This is a genomic window from Lyngbya confervoides BDU141951 (genome assembly GCF_000817775.3).
Classification (GTDB): domain Bacteria; phylum Cyanobacteriota; class Cyanobacteriia; order Thermosynechococcales; family Thermosynechococcaceae; genus Lyngbya; species Lyngbya confervoides.
Genome location: NZ_JTHE03000059.1, coordinates 1 through 14,236 on the forward strand (window position 1 = coordinate 1; position 14,236 = coordinate 14,236).

Here is a 14,236-nt window from a genome sequence, read left to right on the forward strand (position 1 = left end):
GTGATTGGCCTATTCATCAATCGATTCGAGTTCGGATTAGATGTTTAGTGATATTTCCACATATCTAGAACACTACCGAATATTTTCCTGATTTTCCGTTTGAGGTTAGCGAAACTGGTTCTGTAACGGAAGATGTGCCAAGATTGGGTGTTTATATATTACCTAACAACTCCGATCAAGGTGTGCTGGATACTCTACTCTGTGCATGTGGAGAAGTAGCTTACCCTGTATATATGGAAAGAGCTAAATCCTATATTTCTCAATTCTCTGAAGAAGAAGTTAGACAAATTGGATGGAAGCCTTTTGACAAAGAAAAAGCGACGGTTGCAACAATTGCAAGCATTCTCAAACCGGGTAAGACAAACACGGTAAGTATTGCAGATAATGCTTGGATTAGCACTCAAACTGAGCAACTGGTTTCGAGCCTGCAAAATCTGACGATTTTTTTGAGGAAACTGTTATCAATCAAAGTTATGTCTGTTACTGGTTCGGAAGATAGTGATTAGTTTAGGCTAAATGTGGCCAGACTAAAGCAATTATTTTACAAACGTCTTTGAAATATTTGATGCTGAAGCCTACAGATAGGCTTTCTGCTTCGTCCTTATGGGATAGCGTAAAGCAGCCCAACGGCAAATGCAGCGGCGGCAGATAGATAACCTTGAACTCAGCACCAAGGGCTTTCGACCGTCCGCTGCCATGAAGTGTTGGGCGGCGGATGCATACAGGAATTCATTTCATAAAAGGCAACAGATCAAATTCTTGGCGGATATCCAGAAGAGAACGATCAAGCAACGGCTCAAACTCAAGAAATGGTAGCAGTTTTTGACGATTACGAGTCTTAAACCAAATTGGGACTAATTCTAAAACCACCCCAGGAAGAACCCTCAAAATTGCTCCATATAACCAGAGCGTCCCCCTTTCCCTGATCATGTCCTCGTACATCACATCAACAGCAGGGGAGTTTCTCATTTTCAAGTACGTCTGAAACGTACATTCACTTGTCCACCAAAATAGCGGCAGAATTTTTAGCTCATCGTACATTCCCGTGTCACAACCATAAATTACATGCCCTACATCGTGCGCCCGCAAGATTTTGCCGAAGCCTGAAGGCTGTGTCGCTGGATCAGTCACATGTGGATTGAGAGCATAGTACTCCGCCAGACCTTCTCGTAAGGTTTGGGTACTGTGCTTATCCATGTAAAGAGGTTTTGGAGCCATATGATTTCGATACGGTGCGGTATCGCAAATTATAATAGCATCTATGAACAATGCCAAGAAAAAATCACCGGGAAGACCTCGTAGCACGACATCTCACCAAGCAATACTAAAAGCCGCGCTGGAATTGTTGTCAGAAGTTGGCTTTGAGGCGATGAGTATTGAGGCGATCGCCACTCGTGCTGGAGTCGGCAAGACAACTATCTATCGGCGTTATAGCAGTAAGGATGAACTGGTCGCTGATGCAATCGAGAGTATTCGGGAAGAGGTGTTAATTCCTGACACAGGAAATCTTTGGAGTGACGTAGATACACTCATTGAGAATGCTGCACAAATAACCCTTACTCCACTTGGGCGGCAGAGTGTCGCCATGATTATCAGTAGTGCATCAAGCAATCCTGGGTTTGCCCAAATCTACTGGGAGAAATATCTGCAACCCCGACGACAATCCTTTGCTATTGTTATCGAACGGGCAAAAGCAAGAAATGAGGTTTCAACAGACTTAGATGCAGGTTTGATTTTCGACGCGATGAGCGGCATCATGCTCTACGCATTGATTTTCCCACCTAATGAATCTTGGACAGCTTATGTCCGTCGTGCCCTAAGTTTGCTGCTTGGATAAGTTTTGATGTGATTAGCTTGGAACGCTCGCAGACAACCTAGACGTGCCGTCCTCACAGATAACCTAAAGCAAGCAGCCCAACGGAGAGGCTCACCGGCGTTCAAATCCGAAAAAAGAACGGTATGGCCGTGATTGCCGAACGTCCGGTGCAGCCAGTTGTTAGACACAGGCAGCACGGCAAACTGAATAGTTAGATTACTAGCTTTTTAGCTAAGAACCTTTAAGTAGAGGTCAAATGATCCACCATTATCACCATAGGTTCCTCGCTTATCATTCACGTTAAACAAGATATCTTCTCCTGGTCGTTGAATTGCCTTTCGATTTATCCCTCTGTCAACACGTCCCCACCATGAATTAGATTGAAAAATGATAATCCCAAACTGTAGCATTCCAGGAACAAACCAGTCTCCGGGGGCTTGTTGTCCATTGCCCCAAGGATCAGTAATCCGAGGCCCATTTAATGCATATTGCCAAGATAGATCATCAATGTAAAATTCCACTTGACTTGCTCGTAATGGTTGATTATCAACCAATAATCTAGTCCCGCCTTCATAAGATACGGAAAGGTTGTTCCACCAAAGATATCCATCAAGTGCTAATGAACGATTTGGTGGTTCTTGAGCGTATGCATTATTTGGCTCGAGAAATTCTTTAGAGCCTTCAAAATCACCTGTATCAGGAATATTTTGTCTAACATAACTCTCATCAATTTGATTTGACATGAAAACCTCTTGACATAAAAAACTGCTGTCTTCTAGGAAACAAGATTCTGACTAAGCATAAATACTCATGCTCCTGAAGCTTGTTTCTTTCACCCTGAAGGTGCGCCAGCGCGTGGATTGCTAACTATTATTTATACATCATCATGACGCATAATACCCTTGATCGGCATATTATGCATCAAAGCTACGTATAACATCCCTCAATCGGATGTTATACGTATTTTTCCAAATATAACAATCCTCAATCGGGTGTTATATTAACCTTATACGGTATATACGTACTATATAGGGTGAGGATCGCTATTGCCTGAAATGGGACGTCGCAGCTCTTTACGTATTCTGATCCTGCTAGCCTCCTCCCGCAATTCTCTCGGGTTATTTCATTTTCTCAAAAGAAAATTACATGCCTTGTTGTTCTGCCAGAACTGTAAATTTTCCAGAAATAATCGTCACGCCAGAATCCGCACTTCATTTTTTTCCTAAACCTTGAAAAAGCCCTGGCCGTTTTGTCCTGGGAGCGAAGGAGCTGACCATCAAGATCAATTTGGTCCAGCTCATTCATGAGCATCGCCGCCATTCGCAAATCCACCACCCGCCCCAGGATCTGATGGATAAAGGTGGTTTTACCGCTGCCCAGACAGCGTACACCTGGGACGCCTCCACCACAACGCCTTGGGGCTGCAGCAGATCGGCCGTCCGCAATTTCAAGGATTCAAAGTCCCTCTCCCTGCTTGGGAAAGGGATTTAGAGTCACGGCTACCGGTGAAGCCTGCGCCAGGGAGAGGGACTCACTGTGAGATCGTGGGGGATAGGGCCAGACTGGGTTTGGCCAGAGCCGGAACAATGCGATCGCAAGCCATGCGTGCCCCCGCTAAATTACGGGCCACCGGGCCAAGTTGGAGCGCGGCACCGGCGCCCATCACAAACAGCTCACAGCCGGGCCAGCGCAGATGCTCGTCTAGAACCGGCCAGCCGTTTACCCACTGGGCCGGGAACTGGGCCTGGATCGACTGCAACAGCGGGTGGTCAGCGAGGCTGGTTTGTTGCCCGGTGGCCAGCCAGAGATGATCAATGGGCTGATCCGCCAGACAAACGTGCTGTCCCTGGGTTTGACAGTGAATTTGCCAGTGGGGAGCCTGCCAGCGGGCCTGCTGCACTTGACACTGTTCATACAAAGTGACCTGTCCGCGCCGCTGCAAGCGTCGCAGTTGGGTGAGTACCTCAGGGGTGAGGGATCCGCCATTGCGCGCCGCCAAAATCTGACGGTGGCGCGCTTCCCAACAGGCTTGGGCCGCAAATCCCTTGAGATATTTGGGTCCCAGCCAGCCAGGGTCAGCATCAAACAGCATTTCACGGTATTGACGGCGGGCCATGAGCAGGACGCGGGCACCACGATGCACCGCGCCAATGGCTAAGTGGCCGCTGGTCAGGCCGCTGCCGATAATCAGCACGGTTTGGCCGGCGACCTCAGCCTGACGTAGATCGACATCCTGGGCATGGCGCAGGCGATCGCACGGATAGGGGCGGTCTAGGGTTGTGGTCCAGGCAGGAGTATGGGCGCGCCCGCTCCCCATGGCCAGAACCACTCGACGCGCCCGCACCTGCTGACCGTTATCGAGCCGCAGGCGGAAGGGCCAGCGGCGGGAGTGGGGCTGTACATCCATCTGCTCCACCCGTGCTGGATAGACGCGATCGCCCAGATCCCAGCGGCGGATCACATCCTGGCAAAAGTCGTAGAACAACTGCGTGCCGGGACGACCGTAGGGACCGTGCAGTTCCGCGGCGCGATGTTCAGCGAAGTTCCGCAGGGCACCGGCGTGGGGATCGGGGTGATGCACGGCGGGCGATCGCAGGTGAGGAATCTCCAGCGCCTCAAACTGGTGCTGCCAGGTTTGCATCCAGGTGCCGCTTGGGTCAAAGACCTGGAAGCGCTGCCGCAGGTCTTTGCGCTTTTGGATCAAGTGGGTCACCAGGGTGAGCGCCTGGGGGCCAGCCCCCACAATGGCAATGTCGAGGGTGGCCGGAGCCGAAGCAGTCACAGCCGAAGCAGTCACAGCAGAAGCAAGCATAGGATTTTGAAAATGAGATCAGTGCAAGGGTCGAAGCCAAATCATTGCGGAACCCAAGCGGGGTCAGGGGTCCTGAACTAGGCAGGCATCTGGAGAAAAGACCGCACCAGGGGCACCAGATCCGCCCCAAACTCCTCGGCCATGCCCAGGGTGCCTGGTCGGGTGACGGCGCTCACCTGGGGCAATCTCGCGGTGGCCATGGCCTCCATCTCTGCCCGCGATCCGGGGGGCACCTGCTCCCCGATCACAATCAGCGTGGGCATGGGGTTCTGGGCCAGCAGGGCGAGAAAATCCGCGCGACTGGCCACTGGATCCAGGCCGCCGGTGACAAAAGATCCGGGTCCGTAGCGCGCTCCGGCCGCTTGGGTGCCCTGATGGCGTTGGGCAATGTAGTCCGGGGTGAGCCGTTCAGGGTCTGTAAACACATGGCGACGGTACATCCACTTTAAGAACCCTGGCTGGGTATTGAGTCCGTAGAGGGCTGAACCCATCAGGGGCGATCGCACCAGGGTACGAATTCCCTGGCGAACGGTGTCCGGTAGCCCCATCACCGCCAGCGGGCCGCGCCAGGTGGGGGCAATGAGAACCTGTTTACGGCAGGACTCTCCCAAGGACAGGGCATAGCCAGCGGCATGACCCGCGGCCACCACCGCCCGCAGCGGCTCGTCGCGATCGCCCACCCAATCCTGCAAGCACCGATAGAGTAGGTCAGGGCCGTAGTCCAAACGCAGCCGATCTGAATCGCCAAACCCCGGCCAGTCCAACACCGTCACCTGAAACTGGGCCGCAAGTCCCTGGGCCAGGGCCGTCAGCTCAGCCCGACAGGAGACCGTACTCAGGGACGGTAGCAGCAGCACCGGATCTCCCTGCCCCAGGGTTTCAGTGGCGATCGCCACTGATTTTCCTTGCCATTGCCAGGGGTAGAGCGACACCGTCCCCCCGAGTCGTGCTGGAATGTTCGACGCTAAGCGTGTCATTGTGGATTTCATAGTTTCTCTGAGAATGCCGATCTTTCATGGCCGGGACTGGCCAGGTGAGAACCCCTGTCCCGCCGTCGAGGACGACCAAATGCGCCACTCGCCTTGGGTGCCCCCCGCCGCCAATAGCCTACCATCGGGACTCCAGGCCAGACCGCTAAAGCCCTGGGGCGCGCCGGTCAACCGCTGATGCAGCCGAGTCCCTTGCTGCCAGATCAGCAGTTCCCCGTCGTTCCCCGCAGAGGCCAGCAGCGTACTGCCGGGCTGAAAGGCAAGGCCCGTGACGCGATCCAGGTGTTGATCCAGGACCGTGGCACTCCAGTCTTGCCCCTGCCAGGGCCGCTTGCGCCACACCATCACCCCTGGGCCACTGGCAACCGCCAACCAAGGATCCTCCTTGCCGCGCTGATCGGACCAGGCCAGATGGCGAACTTTTCCCGGAAATCCCGTCATCCGCCAGGGCATCCCCGAGTCGCAGGGCCAGACCATCAGCGTTCGATCCAGATTCCCGGCTGCCAGGTAGTTCCCCTCGGGAGACCAGGCGATCGCCATGCTGGCTGTGGGCAACTCTCGCCAGTCTGGATCCGCAAACCAATCGGTTTGGCACCAAATTTTTACCCCCTGGTGTCCGGCAACGGCTAGGCGGGGCTGGGAGGGGTGCCAGGCCAAGCCCAGCACCGAGGACGTTTCCAGTGATAGGGTGGCACTCACCGTCTGCGCCGCCATATCCCACACCTGGGCATAGCGGCCCAGGCTGAACGCCAACTCTGGTCCGTGAGGACTCCAGGCCAGTTGATCGACCCAGGTGTGAGGATTTTTAAGACACAGCAACAGGTTCGCGGAGTCTGCCGCCATCGCCCAGATGCCAAGATTGCCAGACTGGCCGCCTGCCGCCAGATACCGGCCATCGGCGGAAAACGCCAGGGCATTAATCGCTTGCCCGTCTCCCACCTGGAGGGTCTGGGGGCGCTGGGTGGCGCGCTGCCAGCACCGAATTTCTCCGGCGGCGCTGCTCACCACCAGGCACTGACCGTCCGGGGACCAGGCTAGGGCTGTGACAAATTCGCTCAGGGCCTCGCCCCAGGTCAGATCAAAGCGGGGCAAGGTTACGCGCGGCAAGATCGAAACTCCTCCCGCAGTTGGGTTTCATTGAGATTGCGCCCGATGAACACCAGCTCATTTTTGCGAACTTCATCGGGATGCCAGGGGCGATCGGCCCGCCCATCAAACAGCATGTGCACCCCCTGAAACACAAATCGGTTGGCCTCGCCTTGAATATTTAAAATTCCCTTCATTCGGAAAATATCCGGGCCTTGGGATTGCAAGAACTGGCCCAGCCATTGATTGAGCTTCAGTCCATCAAGGGCACCTGGTTCCACCAGCGCCACAGATCCCACCGTGGCATCGTGCTCGTGGGCATCTTCCCCCAAAAAGTTGGGATCAATTTCCAGAGCGCGGTGGAGGTCGAAGGCTCGAATCCCTAAAATGGCCTCCATCTCAATGGCGGCGTTTTGGGTGGGGTAAATTTTGGCCATTGCATTCATGCCCCGGATGCGCGTTTCCAGCGCTGCCAGGGCGCAGTCCTCCACCAGGTCGGCCTTATTGAGCAGGATGACATCGGCAAAGGCAATCTGTTCCTGGGCTTCGTCCGCCTCCCAGTGCTGATGGATATGCTTGGCATCCACCACGGTGACCACGGCATCGAGATTCAGCCGAGCTTGCAAATCCTCATCCACGAAAAATGTTTGAATGACCGGGGCTGGGTCGGCTAGGCCCGTCGTTTCAATCACCAAATGATCAAACTGGTCGCGCCGCTGCATGAGATGACCAATAATTCGGATCAGATCGCCGCGCACCGTACAGCAGATGCAGCCGTTATTCATTTCAAAAATCTCTTCATCGGCATTGATCACCAGCTGATGATCAATGCCCACCTCGCCAAACTCATTGACAATCACTGCGATCTTCTTGCCATGCTCATGGGTCAAGATGCGGTTGAGCAAGGTGGTTTTACCAGCGCCTAGATAGCCGGTGAGGACGGTAACCGGCACAGAGGCAGGGGCCGAGGAAGCTGTGCTGACCATAGGAAGGATGCCATAAATAAAACGAGAATGAGAATCATTCTACACTATGCGCTCAATGATTGCCCTCAACATCACCATTGCGTCTCAGAGGTGGTTTGCAACGGCTCTCCAGACTCTGCCTTCGCCCCCCTGCCCCCAATTCATAGCCCCGAGGGGCAGTCAAGAGAGGGGGCTGATCTTCAAAGTTCCCCAGGATATGGCCTGCGGCATTCAAGAACGGGGGATTAAAGCCCTCCGGGTGTACCAGAAAAGGGGGCGGGGGCAACGGATGGGGGGCTTTTCAAACACTCTCGCAAACACGCTCTCAGATAGCCGCCCACGAGAGTTAGAGGCGCAGAGGGTTGACCAGGGCCAGGGTAAACATCAGGATTTGCACCAGGACGATACTGGGACCCGAGGGCAGATTCAACGCGGCAGAGAGTCCCAGACCCACCATGGCGCTGCCGGCCCCCAGGAGGCTGGAGAGGACAATATGGTGGCTAAAGCGGCGACAGATCAGCCGGGCGGCGCAGGCCGGGATCACAATAAAGGCGCTGATCAGCAGAACCCCCACCGCTTGAATCGAGACGCCCACCACCAGGGCCAGCAGACTGATAAACACCTGGCGATGGAACCGCACCGGTACACCGCGGGCGATCGCCAGCGGCTCTTGCACGGTAATCAGCATTTGGGTTTTCAAGGTGAGGCCCAGATATAGCGCACACACCACCAGCAGGGCGCCGCTCATCCATAGATCGGTCGGCTGCACTGCCAAAATATCTCCAAACAACAGGCTATGCAGTCCCCCTTTGTAGGTGCCGGTGAGACTGAGCACCACCACCGCGATCGCCAGCGAGGCCGAATAGATAATATTCAGCAGCGCATCGGTCCAGAGGGCGGTTTTTTCCAGAAGAATGGTAACCCCCAGGGCAAAGATGACCGCAAAGGGCAGGAGCACTCCGGAGGGATTCCAGCCCAGGACAAGGCCCAGGCTGATTCCCAAGAGCGCCGAATGCCCTAATGCATCGCTAAAGAATGAAAGCTGCCGGACAATCGTCAGGCTTCCCATCAGTCCCCCGGTCAGGCCTGTGAGAATCCCGCCCAGCAGCGCCCGCTGCATGAAGGGCAACTGGAGCAGATCCATCATCCGGTGCAGGTCAGCCCCCAGGGTCATGGCTCAAGGATTAGAAGATTTCTGGGCATTCGAGGCTTGGGGAATCCGTGAGTCTGGCAGCCGTGGGCGACAGGTATGGTGATAGCGGACAAAGTCATCCCCATAGATCCGACCCAGGGCCTCTGGGGTCAGGGCGATGTCTGGCGTTCCGGCACACAGCAGTTCCCGGTTCAGGCAAAGCACATGGTCACAGTGCCGCTGCACCATACTTAAATCGTGAGAAATCTGTAAAATCGTCCAGCGGTGCTGCTGCTGTAAGTGATAGAGGCAGCGATAAAAGTCCGCCTCTCCGCGAGCATCCAAACCTGCGGGGGCTTCATCTAGAATCAGTAGCTGGCGAGGACGAACCAGACAGTAGGCCAGCAGCACGCGCTTCAGTTCTCCCCCGGAAAGGGCACTAAGACCCTGACGCCGCAGATGGATCGCCTCCACCTGGGCCAGCGCCGACTCAATGGCCCGATGGCGGGGACGGGCGTCGCGCCAGGGCCAGGCCAACTCCAGCCGATCCCAACCCAGGCCCACCAGTTCCGCCACGGTCATCGGGATGCGCCGATCCACCATAAACTGCTGGGGCAGATAGGCGATCGCCTGACGCACAGCCGGATCAAGCTGTCCCTTTGCTCCCAGGGGATGTCCCAGCAGTTCAATCTGTCCCGATTGGCGGGGCAAGATGCCGAGAATAGCCTGAACCAGACTGCTTTTTCCCGCACCATTGGGACCCACGATGGCCGTGTGGCTCCCGGATTGAATCGAAAAGCAAACGCGATGTAAGACCGTTTGGCCTCCCCGCACCAGGGTTAAATCTGCAACGCGCAGCACAGGATCAGTCAATCCCGATCTCCTAAAAGTTCAAAGTGGCGAGGGGTTGGCGTTCCAGTTGGATCTGCTGAAACCGACCTTGGGAGGATCTCTGGGTTGGACGGCCAAAGGCACGGGTCAAGTTTTTCAGGTTATCTTGCATGCGCTGCAGATAATAGTCTGGGGTGAGGGCCTGGGGCGATCCGGTTTCAATCGGATCAAAGGTGCCCACGCTCACCCGTAAATCCTGGGCCAAGGCGGCAAACGGATTTCCCTCGGCCTGGGGTTCGGTGAGCAGGGTTTGTAGATTAGAGTCTCGGGCTGCGGTGATCACCCGCTGCACATCCTGGGGCGTCGCGCTCTCGTGGGGAATCCCCACCAGATATTCCACCTGTAAGCCGTAGCTGTCGGCAAAGTAATCGGCAAAATCGTGGTAGGTCACAAAGGTTTTGCCCTGGTAAGGCTTCATCTGTGCCGTAAAGGCTGCATCTAGATCCTTGAGTTTGGCAATGTAAGCGGCGGCATTGGCGGTATAGATGGACTTGCCCGCCGGGTCGGCAGCTACCAGCCCATCGCGAATGGTTTCCACCTGGGCGATCGCCCGCTTGGGATCTAGCCAGATGTGGGGATTCTCAGCGCCGTGGTCATGGTTGCCATGGGCCTGGTCCTCAGGCCCCTGATCCTCGTGGCGATGATCCGCTTGGCCGTCTGCATCGCTGGCCTGAGAGCCAGTAGAGCCCGCCTCAGCAGTTTCCAGCGTGGCAATTCCGGCGCTGGTATCAATCACTTTTAAGGTGGGATTGTCGGCATTTTTCAGTAGAGACGACAGGAAGGATTCAATCCCCAGGCCATTTTGCACCAGGACATCGGCCTGCTGTAGCTTGACCACATCTTCCGGCTTCGCTTGATAATCGTGCGGTCCCAGATTGGGGGGCAAGAGCTGCACAACCTGGGCGCGATCGCCCACAACGGCTTTGGTAAAGCTGGTGATCGGCAAAAACGTGGTCACAACGCGCAAGGAGCGATCGCCGCCAGCGGAACGCGCGGCCTCAACCTGAGCCGGTTCAGATCCACAGCCCCAGGATCCCAGCGCAACCGTCGTGAGGAGAAGGCAAGACGGGAGATAATCCTGGGGCCTGGACTGAAACACACGCTGGAGGAAGGGCATGGCTACATACAAAAACTATAATGATTATCATTATCATAATAGGAGCCGATACCGCAAGCAGTTTCCGTCCGCCCTGGCCCTCCCTGGGCCAGCCCTTCACCCCGGCCCTTCCCCAGCGCTTGGCTAGCCGCTGGCCAATGCTGAGGATCCTCCCACGTCCTGATGGCGCGACCGGTGATCAGCCCTGATCCGCCTTGCCCACTAAGGCCTCCCATCTGGTAGCCACGGTTCTCAAGGCGGGCGGTAAGTCACTCAGCGCTAAGTCAATGTACTCAACGCTCATGCCAGCCTGCTGGAGGTGGGTGGTGGGATAGTCCGCAAAGGCGGCGTCGGTCAGATAGCGAAGCCGATCAAGGTTGGGAAACCGATGCGTCTCCAAAAGCGTCTCAAAGGCCTTGACTTCGGCGGCAGATAGCCGCCGGAGAAGGGTGCGCTGAGGGGGCTGCTGTCCAGTGCTAAACCGCGACTGGTCTCGATACAGAGTGCCATCGCGCAGCAAGACGGTTGTTTGCACCGATCCGGCCAGATCGCCGCTGATCTGACTTTGAAAGACCACCTGCGATTCCCAAGGGGGAGGCTCTGCTTCCACGGGTTGAAATGTGGTCAGAACCCTGCGAGAGGCACCGCTCGCAGTTGCATTTTGAGCCACCTGGGATCCATCCTCCGTCAGGTGATAAATCCAGGTGGTTTGAGCATCGGTCACAATGGCCCGAAAGCCAGCCATGGCAATCATGGTGCAGGCTTGATTGGGCACATAGATTCCCAGGCAGCCGTTCCAGGTGGCAGGCTGAAGTTCTAAAATTTGCAGACTGGGCACAGGGCGATTGACCTGCTGGGAAACGGTCCTGAGAAACCGACGACTGGCTTCACGGGTCAGATTCCCTCCCCCCATATCTGGAGTTCCAGACAGCGGTTCAGGGCGCAATTGCTGACCCGTGCGATCGCTCCGATACCCCCAGGTTTGCTGGGCGGTGGCAAGCTGCACTTTCCAGCCGGGCACAGCACCTCCCCGACAGCGTTCAAAGGGTCGCGCCAAGCCCAGGCATTGATCCGGCCAGACTTCCGGCGTTGCTTCAAGGATCCGCACCTGTGGCAAGGGCTGATTCAGTCGCTGGGCTAGATCTTTACGGATTCGCCGGGATAGCGATGCTGAGAGGTGGGTCGAACCTTTAAACTCTGGCGTTAACCCTTGGGCCTCCGCCGCAACGATGGGGGGAGAGTTCACCGCCATCAGAGAGAGACAACCGCCCAGGACAAGAACATTCATCAACACACGCGTCGAGACCATAAAGCCTCCTTTCACTCCAAGGTAAGGTTGATTGTCTATGTCCTTAAGATTAGGGAGAACTGCTCCCGAGGAAGCTGGCGTTACCGAAACTGTTACCACTGGACCCAGGCCAGCGTCACAGGTTAATTTTGGGGAGCCTGACGGTGAACGGCGTGTTCAGTTCTCAGATCTTGACCCGCCTCGATTCACCCCCATCTCAATTCACCCTCATCCACAGATGAGATGTAACCCATGAAGCGAATCTTCCCTCTGTGGCTCCTGTGCCTGGGTTTCAGCTTAAGCTTTGCCGCTGCCGCCAGGGCCGATCAATGTGCCTACGTCACGAAAGATCAAGCGATCGCCGCTTTCCAACGCCTCAGCATGGATCAAACCATCTTTGAACTGTGCGAGCTGTGCGGCGAAACGGTCAGTCGTCCTTTCAAGATTCAATCCCTCGCCCTCAGCAATACCCCCAGCCCCGGTCTCTGGCAGATTGTCGTCAACGGCAAACCCCTGGATTTAGCCTACACCTACGTGGCTTACCAGGATAATCGCCAGCAGCGCGTGAACCTGGCCTTGCTTTCCGACTGCCCAGCCTCTGGCTTCACGCCAATTCTGTCTGAGCAGCAATAGCAGTACAATGCTGGGCAGTTCTGTTGCAGGGGAAAGTCGATATGGGTTTAGTCAAGATGCAGTGGATGGGGGGATTTGGATTGGCAGCAGCCATGGCGATCGGATCCCAGGCTCAAACGCTGGCCAGTCCCCAGCAGCTCATCAGCAGCAAGGTTTGCGTCGATTGTGACCTGAGAGGGGCTAATTTAGCGGGCTTAAACCTGAAGGGCGCTAATCTAGAAGGGGCCAATCTGCAAGGGGCCAATTTGCAAGGGGCCATCCTGGATGATGCCAACCTCCGTAATACACAGCTGGCCGGGGCCAACCTGGACAATGCGACACTGCGGCGGGCGGATCTGCGATCGGGCCTGAAACGACAAACCAACCTGGCCGGGGCCAGCTTAAACAATACAGTCCTGAGCTACGCCAAGCTCAACGGCGTCAATTTGCATCAAACCAACCTGACGGGGGCCAACCTGGAAGGCGCCACCCTATTTGCAGCCTCGCTCCTAAAGCCCGATGGCGATCGCCTGATTTATTCCACCCGCCTGGAAAATGTCAATCTGAGCTATAGCTCCCTGCGCAACACCAACTTGAACGATGTGCGTCTCACCAACGTCACCTTAAACCAGGCCACCCTGGTGGGGGTTAGCCTGAAAAACGCCTACCTGAAAGACACCCGGCTCAAGCAGGCCGACCTGACCCAGGCCGACCTGCGCGGTGCAACCGTCATCAATGCCGACCTCTCTGGCGCCAGCCTGATCACCAGCGATTGGGCCGAAGCCAAGCTTCAAAATGTCAATCTCTCTGGCGCCGACCTGCGCAATGCCGATCTGCGCGGGGTCAGCTTTTGTCAGGTCACCTTACCGAGCGGTGGACAGAGCAGTCAGGGATGCCGCTAATCCCCGCAGGGGCTAGGGCATCCTTGTGCCCTTGAGGTTTGCCCCAGTTAAATCGGCCCCAGTTAAATCGGCCCCAGTTAAATCAGCCCCGGTTAAATCGGCGTTTTCCAGGTCCGCTCCCCGCAGGTCGGCATTTTCCAAATTCGCCTCCCTCAAGTTGGCCGCGAATAAATCCGCATTGCGGGCCTGGATACCCTCCAGGTTTGCTGCGCTAAAGTTCCCCCCCCGCAGCTGGGTCTCATTCAGGGAAGCACCCTTGAAGTTGGCCAGAGGAGCGCGAACGCTGCGTAAATCCGCCCCATCTAAAATGGCTCCCCGCAGGTTAGCCTGCGACAGATCCGCCACGTTTAGGATCACAGCCCGCAGGTTTCCCTGGCTCATTCTGGCAGATCGCAGCTTGGCTCCTGTCAGGTTAGAGGCATCCAGGGTGGCGCCGTTCAGGTTCGCAAAAATCAGGTTTGCCCCCTGCAAATTCACATTGCTCAGATCCTGGCGTGCAAAATCTGCCCCGCTTAAATCACAGCGCACGCACTGCTTAGAACTCAAGAGAGCCTGGACATGGGCCGGAATTTCTGCCAGGGCAGCCCCGGATCCCAGGGACAACAGCAGAGCGCACGGGCCGAAGACCATCGGTTTCATCATGGAGC

General features: G+C 55.9%; 15 protein-coding genes and 1 pseudogene. 4 read left to right on the forward strand and 12 right to left on the reverse strand.

The genetic code is table 11. The annotated features are described in order from the left end of the window. Nucleotides 1-92: 92 nt before the first annotated feature. Nucleotides 93-506 (forward strand): annotated as a pseudogene (locus QQ91_RS10290) (DUF3226 domain-containing protein); the annotation flags it as partial. A 223-nt stretch (nt 507-729) separates the two neighbouring features. Here the strand turns inward: QQ91_RS10290 and QQ91_RS10295 are convergent. Then, nucleotides 730-1,218 carry a hypothetical protein gene (locus QQ91_RS10295; protein WP_166282126.1) on the reverse strand — a complete coding sequence of 163 codons (489 nt, stop codon included), beginning with the start codon at nt 1,216-1,218 and terminating at the stop codon, nt 730-732. 43 nt (nt 1,219-1,261) lie between these two features. Between QQ91_RS10295 and QQ91_RS10300 the strand changes: the two genes are divergently transcribed. Continuing rightward, the gene (locus QQ91_RS10300) at nt 1,262-1,837 is read left to right on the forward strand and encodes a TetR/AcrR family transcriptional regulator (protein WP_166282128.1); all 576 of its coding nucleotides are present in this window, start codon (nt 1,262-1,264) and stop codon (nt 1,835-1,837) included. 206 nt (nt 1,838-2,043) lie between these two features. Here QQ91_RS10300 and QQ91_RS10305 read toward each other — a convergent pair whose 3' ends face one another. The 10 genes from QQ91_RS10305 to QQ91_RS10345 form a co-directional block, all read right to left on the reverse strand. Further along, entirely contained in the window at nt 2,044-2,559 is a 516-nt protein-coding gene (locus tag QQ91_RS10305; RefSeq protein ID WP_166282130.1) for a hypothetical protein, read from the reverse strand. Nucleotides 2,560-2,947: 388 nt separating this feature from the next. Then, entirely contained in the window at nt 2,948-3,271 is a 324-nt protein-coding gene (locus tag QQ91_RS21845; protein WP_166282195.1) for a GTP-binding protein, read from the reverse strand. A 76-nt stretch (nt 3,272-3,347) separates the two neighbouring features. Next, nucleotides 3,348-4,628: an FAD/NAD(P)-binding protein gene (locus QQ91_RS10310; protein ID WP_166282132.1), complete on the reverse strand. Its 1,281-nt coding sequence runs from the start codon at nt 4,626-4,628 to the stop codon at nt 3,348-3,350. A 77-nt stretch (nt 4,629-4,705) separates the two neighbouring features. Then, nucleotides 4,706-5,605, reverse strand: coding sequence for an alpha/beta fold hydrolase (locus QQ91_RS10315; RefSeq protein ID WP_236096158.1), 900 nt, complete (start codon nt 5,603-5,605; stop codon nt 4,706-4,708). Nucleotides 5,606-5,641: 36 nt separating this feature from the next. Next, nucleotides 5,642-6,724 carry a WD40 repeat domain-containing protein gene (locus tag QQ91_RS10320; protein WP_166282136.1) on the reverse strand — a complete coding sequence of 361 codons (1,083 nt, stop codon included), beginning with the start codon at nt 6,722-6,724 and terminating at the stop codon, nt 5,642-5,644. Next, nucleotides 6,712-7,689: a CobW family GTP-binding protein gene (locus QQ91_RS10325; protein ID WP_166282138.1), complete on the reverse strand. Its 978-nt coding sequence runs from the start codon at nt 7,687-7,689 to the stop codon at nt 6,712-6,714. The genes QQ91_RS10320 and QQ91_RS10325 overlap by 13 nt, the downstream gene beginning before the upstream one ends. A 325-nt stretch (nt 7,690-8,014) precedes the next feature. Continuing rightward, nucleotides 8,015-8,842 carry a metal ABC transporter permease gene (locus QQ91_RS10330; RefSeq protein ID WP_166282140.1) on the reverse strand — a complete coding sequence of 276 codons (828 nt, stop codon included), beginning with the start codon at nt 8,840-8,842 and terminating at the stop codon, nt 8,015-8,017. Nucleotides 8,843-8,845: 3 nt separating this feature from the next. Next, entirely contained in the window at nt 8,846-9,673 is an 828-nt protein-coding gene (locus QQ91_RS10335; protein ID WP_166282142.1) for a metal ABC transporter ATP-binding protein, read from the reverse strand. 10 nt (nt 9,674-9,683) lie between these two features. Then, nucleotides 9,684-10,808, reverse strand: coding sequence for a metal ABC transporter solute-binding protein, Zn/Mn family (locus tag QQ91_RS10340; protein ID WP_166282144.1), 1,125 nt, complete (start codon nt 10,806-10,808; stop codon nt 9,684-9,686). Nucleotides 10,809-10,986: 178 nt separating this feature from the next. Next, nucleotides 10,987-12,096 carry a DUF8738 domain-containing protein gene (locus tag QQ91_RS10345; protein ID WP_166282146.1) on the reverse strand — a complete coding sequence of 370 codons (1,110 nt, stop codon included), beginning with the start codon at nt 12,094-12,096 and terminating at the stop codon, nt 10,987-10,989. 231 nt (nt 12,097-12,327) lie between these two features. On the opposite strand from QQ91_RS10345, the gene QQ91_RS10350 reads away from it, so the two are divergent. Together QQ91_RS10350 and QQ91_RS10355 are read left to right on the forward strand one after the other, a co-directional pair. Continuing rightward, nucleotides 12,328-12,708 (forward strand): hypothetical protein, encoded by a 381-nt coding sequence (locus QQ91_RS10350; RefSeq protein ID WP_166282148.1) that lies wholly within the window; start codon nt 12,328-12,330, stop codon nt 12,706-12,708. A gap of 41 nt (nt 12,709-12,749) precedes the next feature. Then, complete coding sequence (locus QQ91_RS10355) at nt 12,750-13,589, forward strand: pentapeptide repeat-containing protein (protein ID WP_166282150.1); 840 nt, start codon at nt 12,750-12,752, stop codon at nt 13,587-13,589. Between the two features lie 12 nt (nt 13,590-13,601). Here the strand turns inward: QQ91_RS10355 and QQ91_RS10360 are convergent, their stop codons facing one another. Further along, on the reverse strand, nt 13,602-14,231 hold the full coding sequence (locus QQ91_RS10360; protein ID WP_236096159.1) for a pentapeptide repeat-containing protein: 630 nt from the start codon (nt 14,229-14,231) through the stop codon (nt 13,602-13,604). Nucleotides 14,232-14,236 lie beyond the last annotated feature (5 nt).

Coding starts and splice junctions, on each gene's coding strand:
- QQ91_RS10355 (WP_166282150.1), top strand. CDS start 12,750: ATGGGTTTAGTCAAGATGCAGTGGATGGGGGGATTTGGATTGGCAGCA.
- QQ91_RS10295 (WP_166282126.1), bottom strand. CDS start 1,218: ATGGCTCCAAAACCTCTTTACATGGATAAGCACAGTACCCAAACCTTA.
- QQ91_RS10330 (WP_166282140.1), bottom strand. CDS start 8,842: ATGACCCTGGGGGCTGACCTGCACCGGATGATGGATCTGCTCCAGTTG.
- QQ91_RS10305 (WP_166282130.1), bottom strand. CDS start 2,559: ATGTCAAATCAAATTGATGAGAGTTATGTTAGACAAAATATTCCTGAT.
- QQ91_RS10345 (WP_166282146.1), bottom strand. CDS start 12,096: ATGGTCTCGACGCGTGTGTTGATGAATGTTCTTGTCCTGGGCGGTTGT.
- QQ91_RS10325 (WP_166282138.1), bottom strand. CDS start 7,689: ATGGTCAGCACAGCTTCCTCGGCCCCTGCCTCTGTGCCGGTTACCGTC.
- QQ91_RS10300 (WP_166282128.1), top strand. CDS start 1,262: ATGAACAATGCCAAGAAAAAATCACCGGGAAGACCTCGTAGCACGACA.
- QQ91_RS10310 (WP_166282132.1), bottom strand. CDS start 4,628: ATGCTTGCTTCTGCTGTGACTGCTTCGGCTGTGACTGCTTCGGCTCCG.
- QQ91_RS10340 (WP_166282144.1), bottom strand. CDS start 10,808: ATGCCCTTCCTCCAGCGTGTGTTTCAGTCCAGGCCCCAGGATTATCTC.
- QQ91_RS10315 (WP_236096158.1), bottom strand. CDS start 5,605: ATGACACGCTTAGCGTCGAACATTCCAGCACGACTCGGGGGGACGGTG.
- QQ91_RS10360 (WP_236096159.1), bottom strand. CDS start 14,231: ATGATGAAACCGATGGTCTTCGGCCCGTGCGCTCTGCTGTTGTCCCTG.
- QQ91_RS10350 (WP_166282148.1), top strand. CDS start 12,328: ATGAAGCGAATCTTCCCTCTGTGGCTCCTGTGCCTGGGTTTCAGCTTA.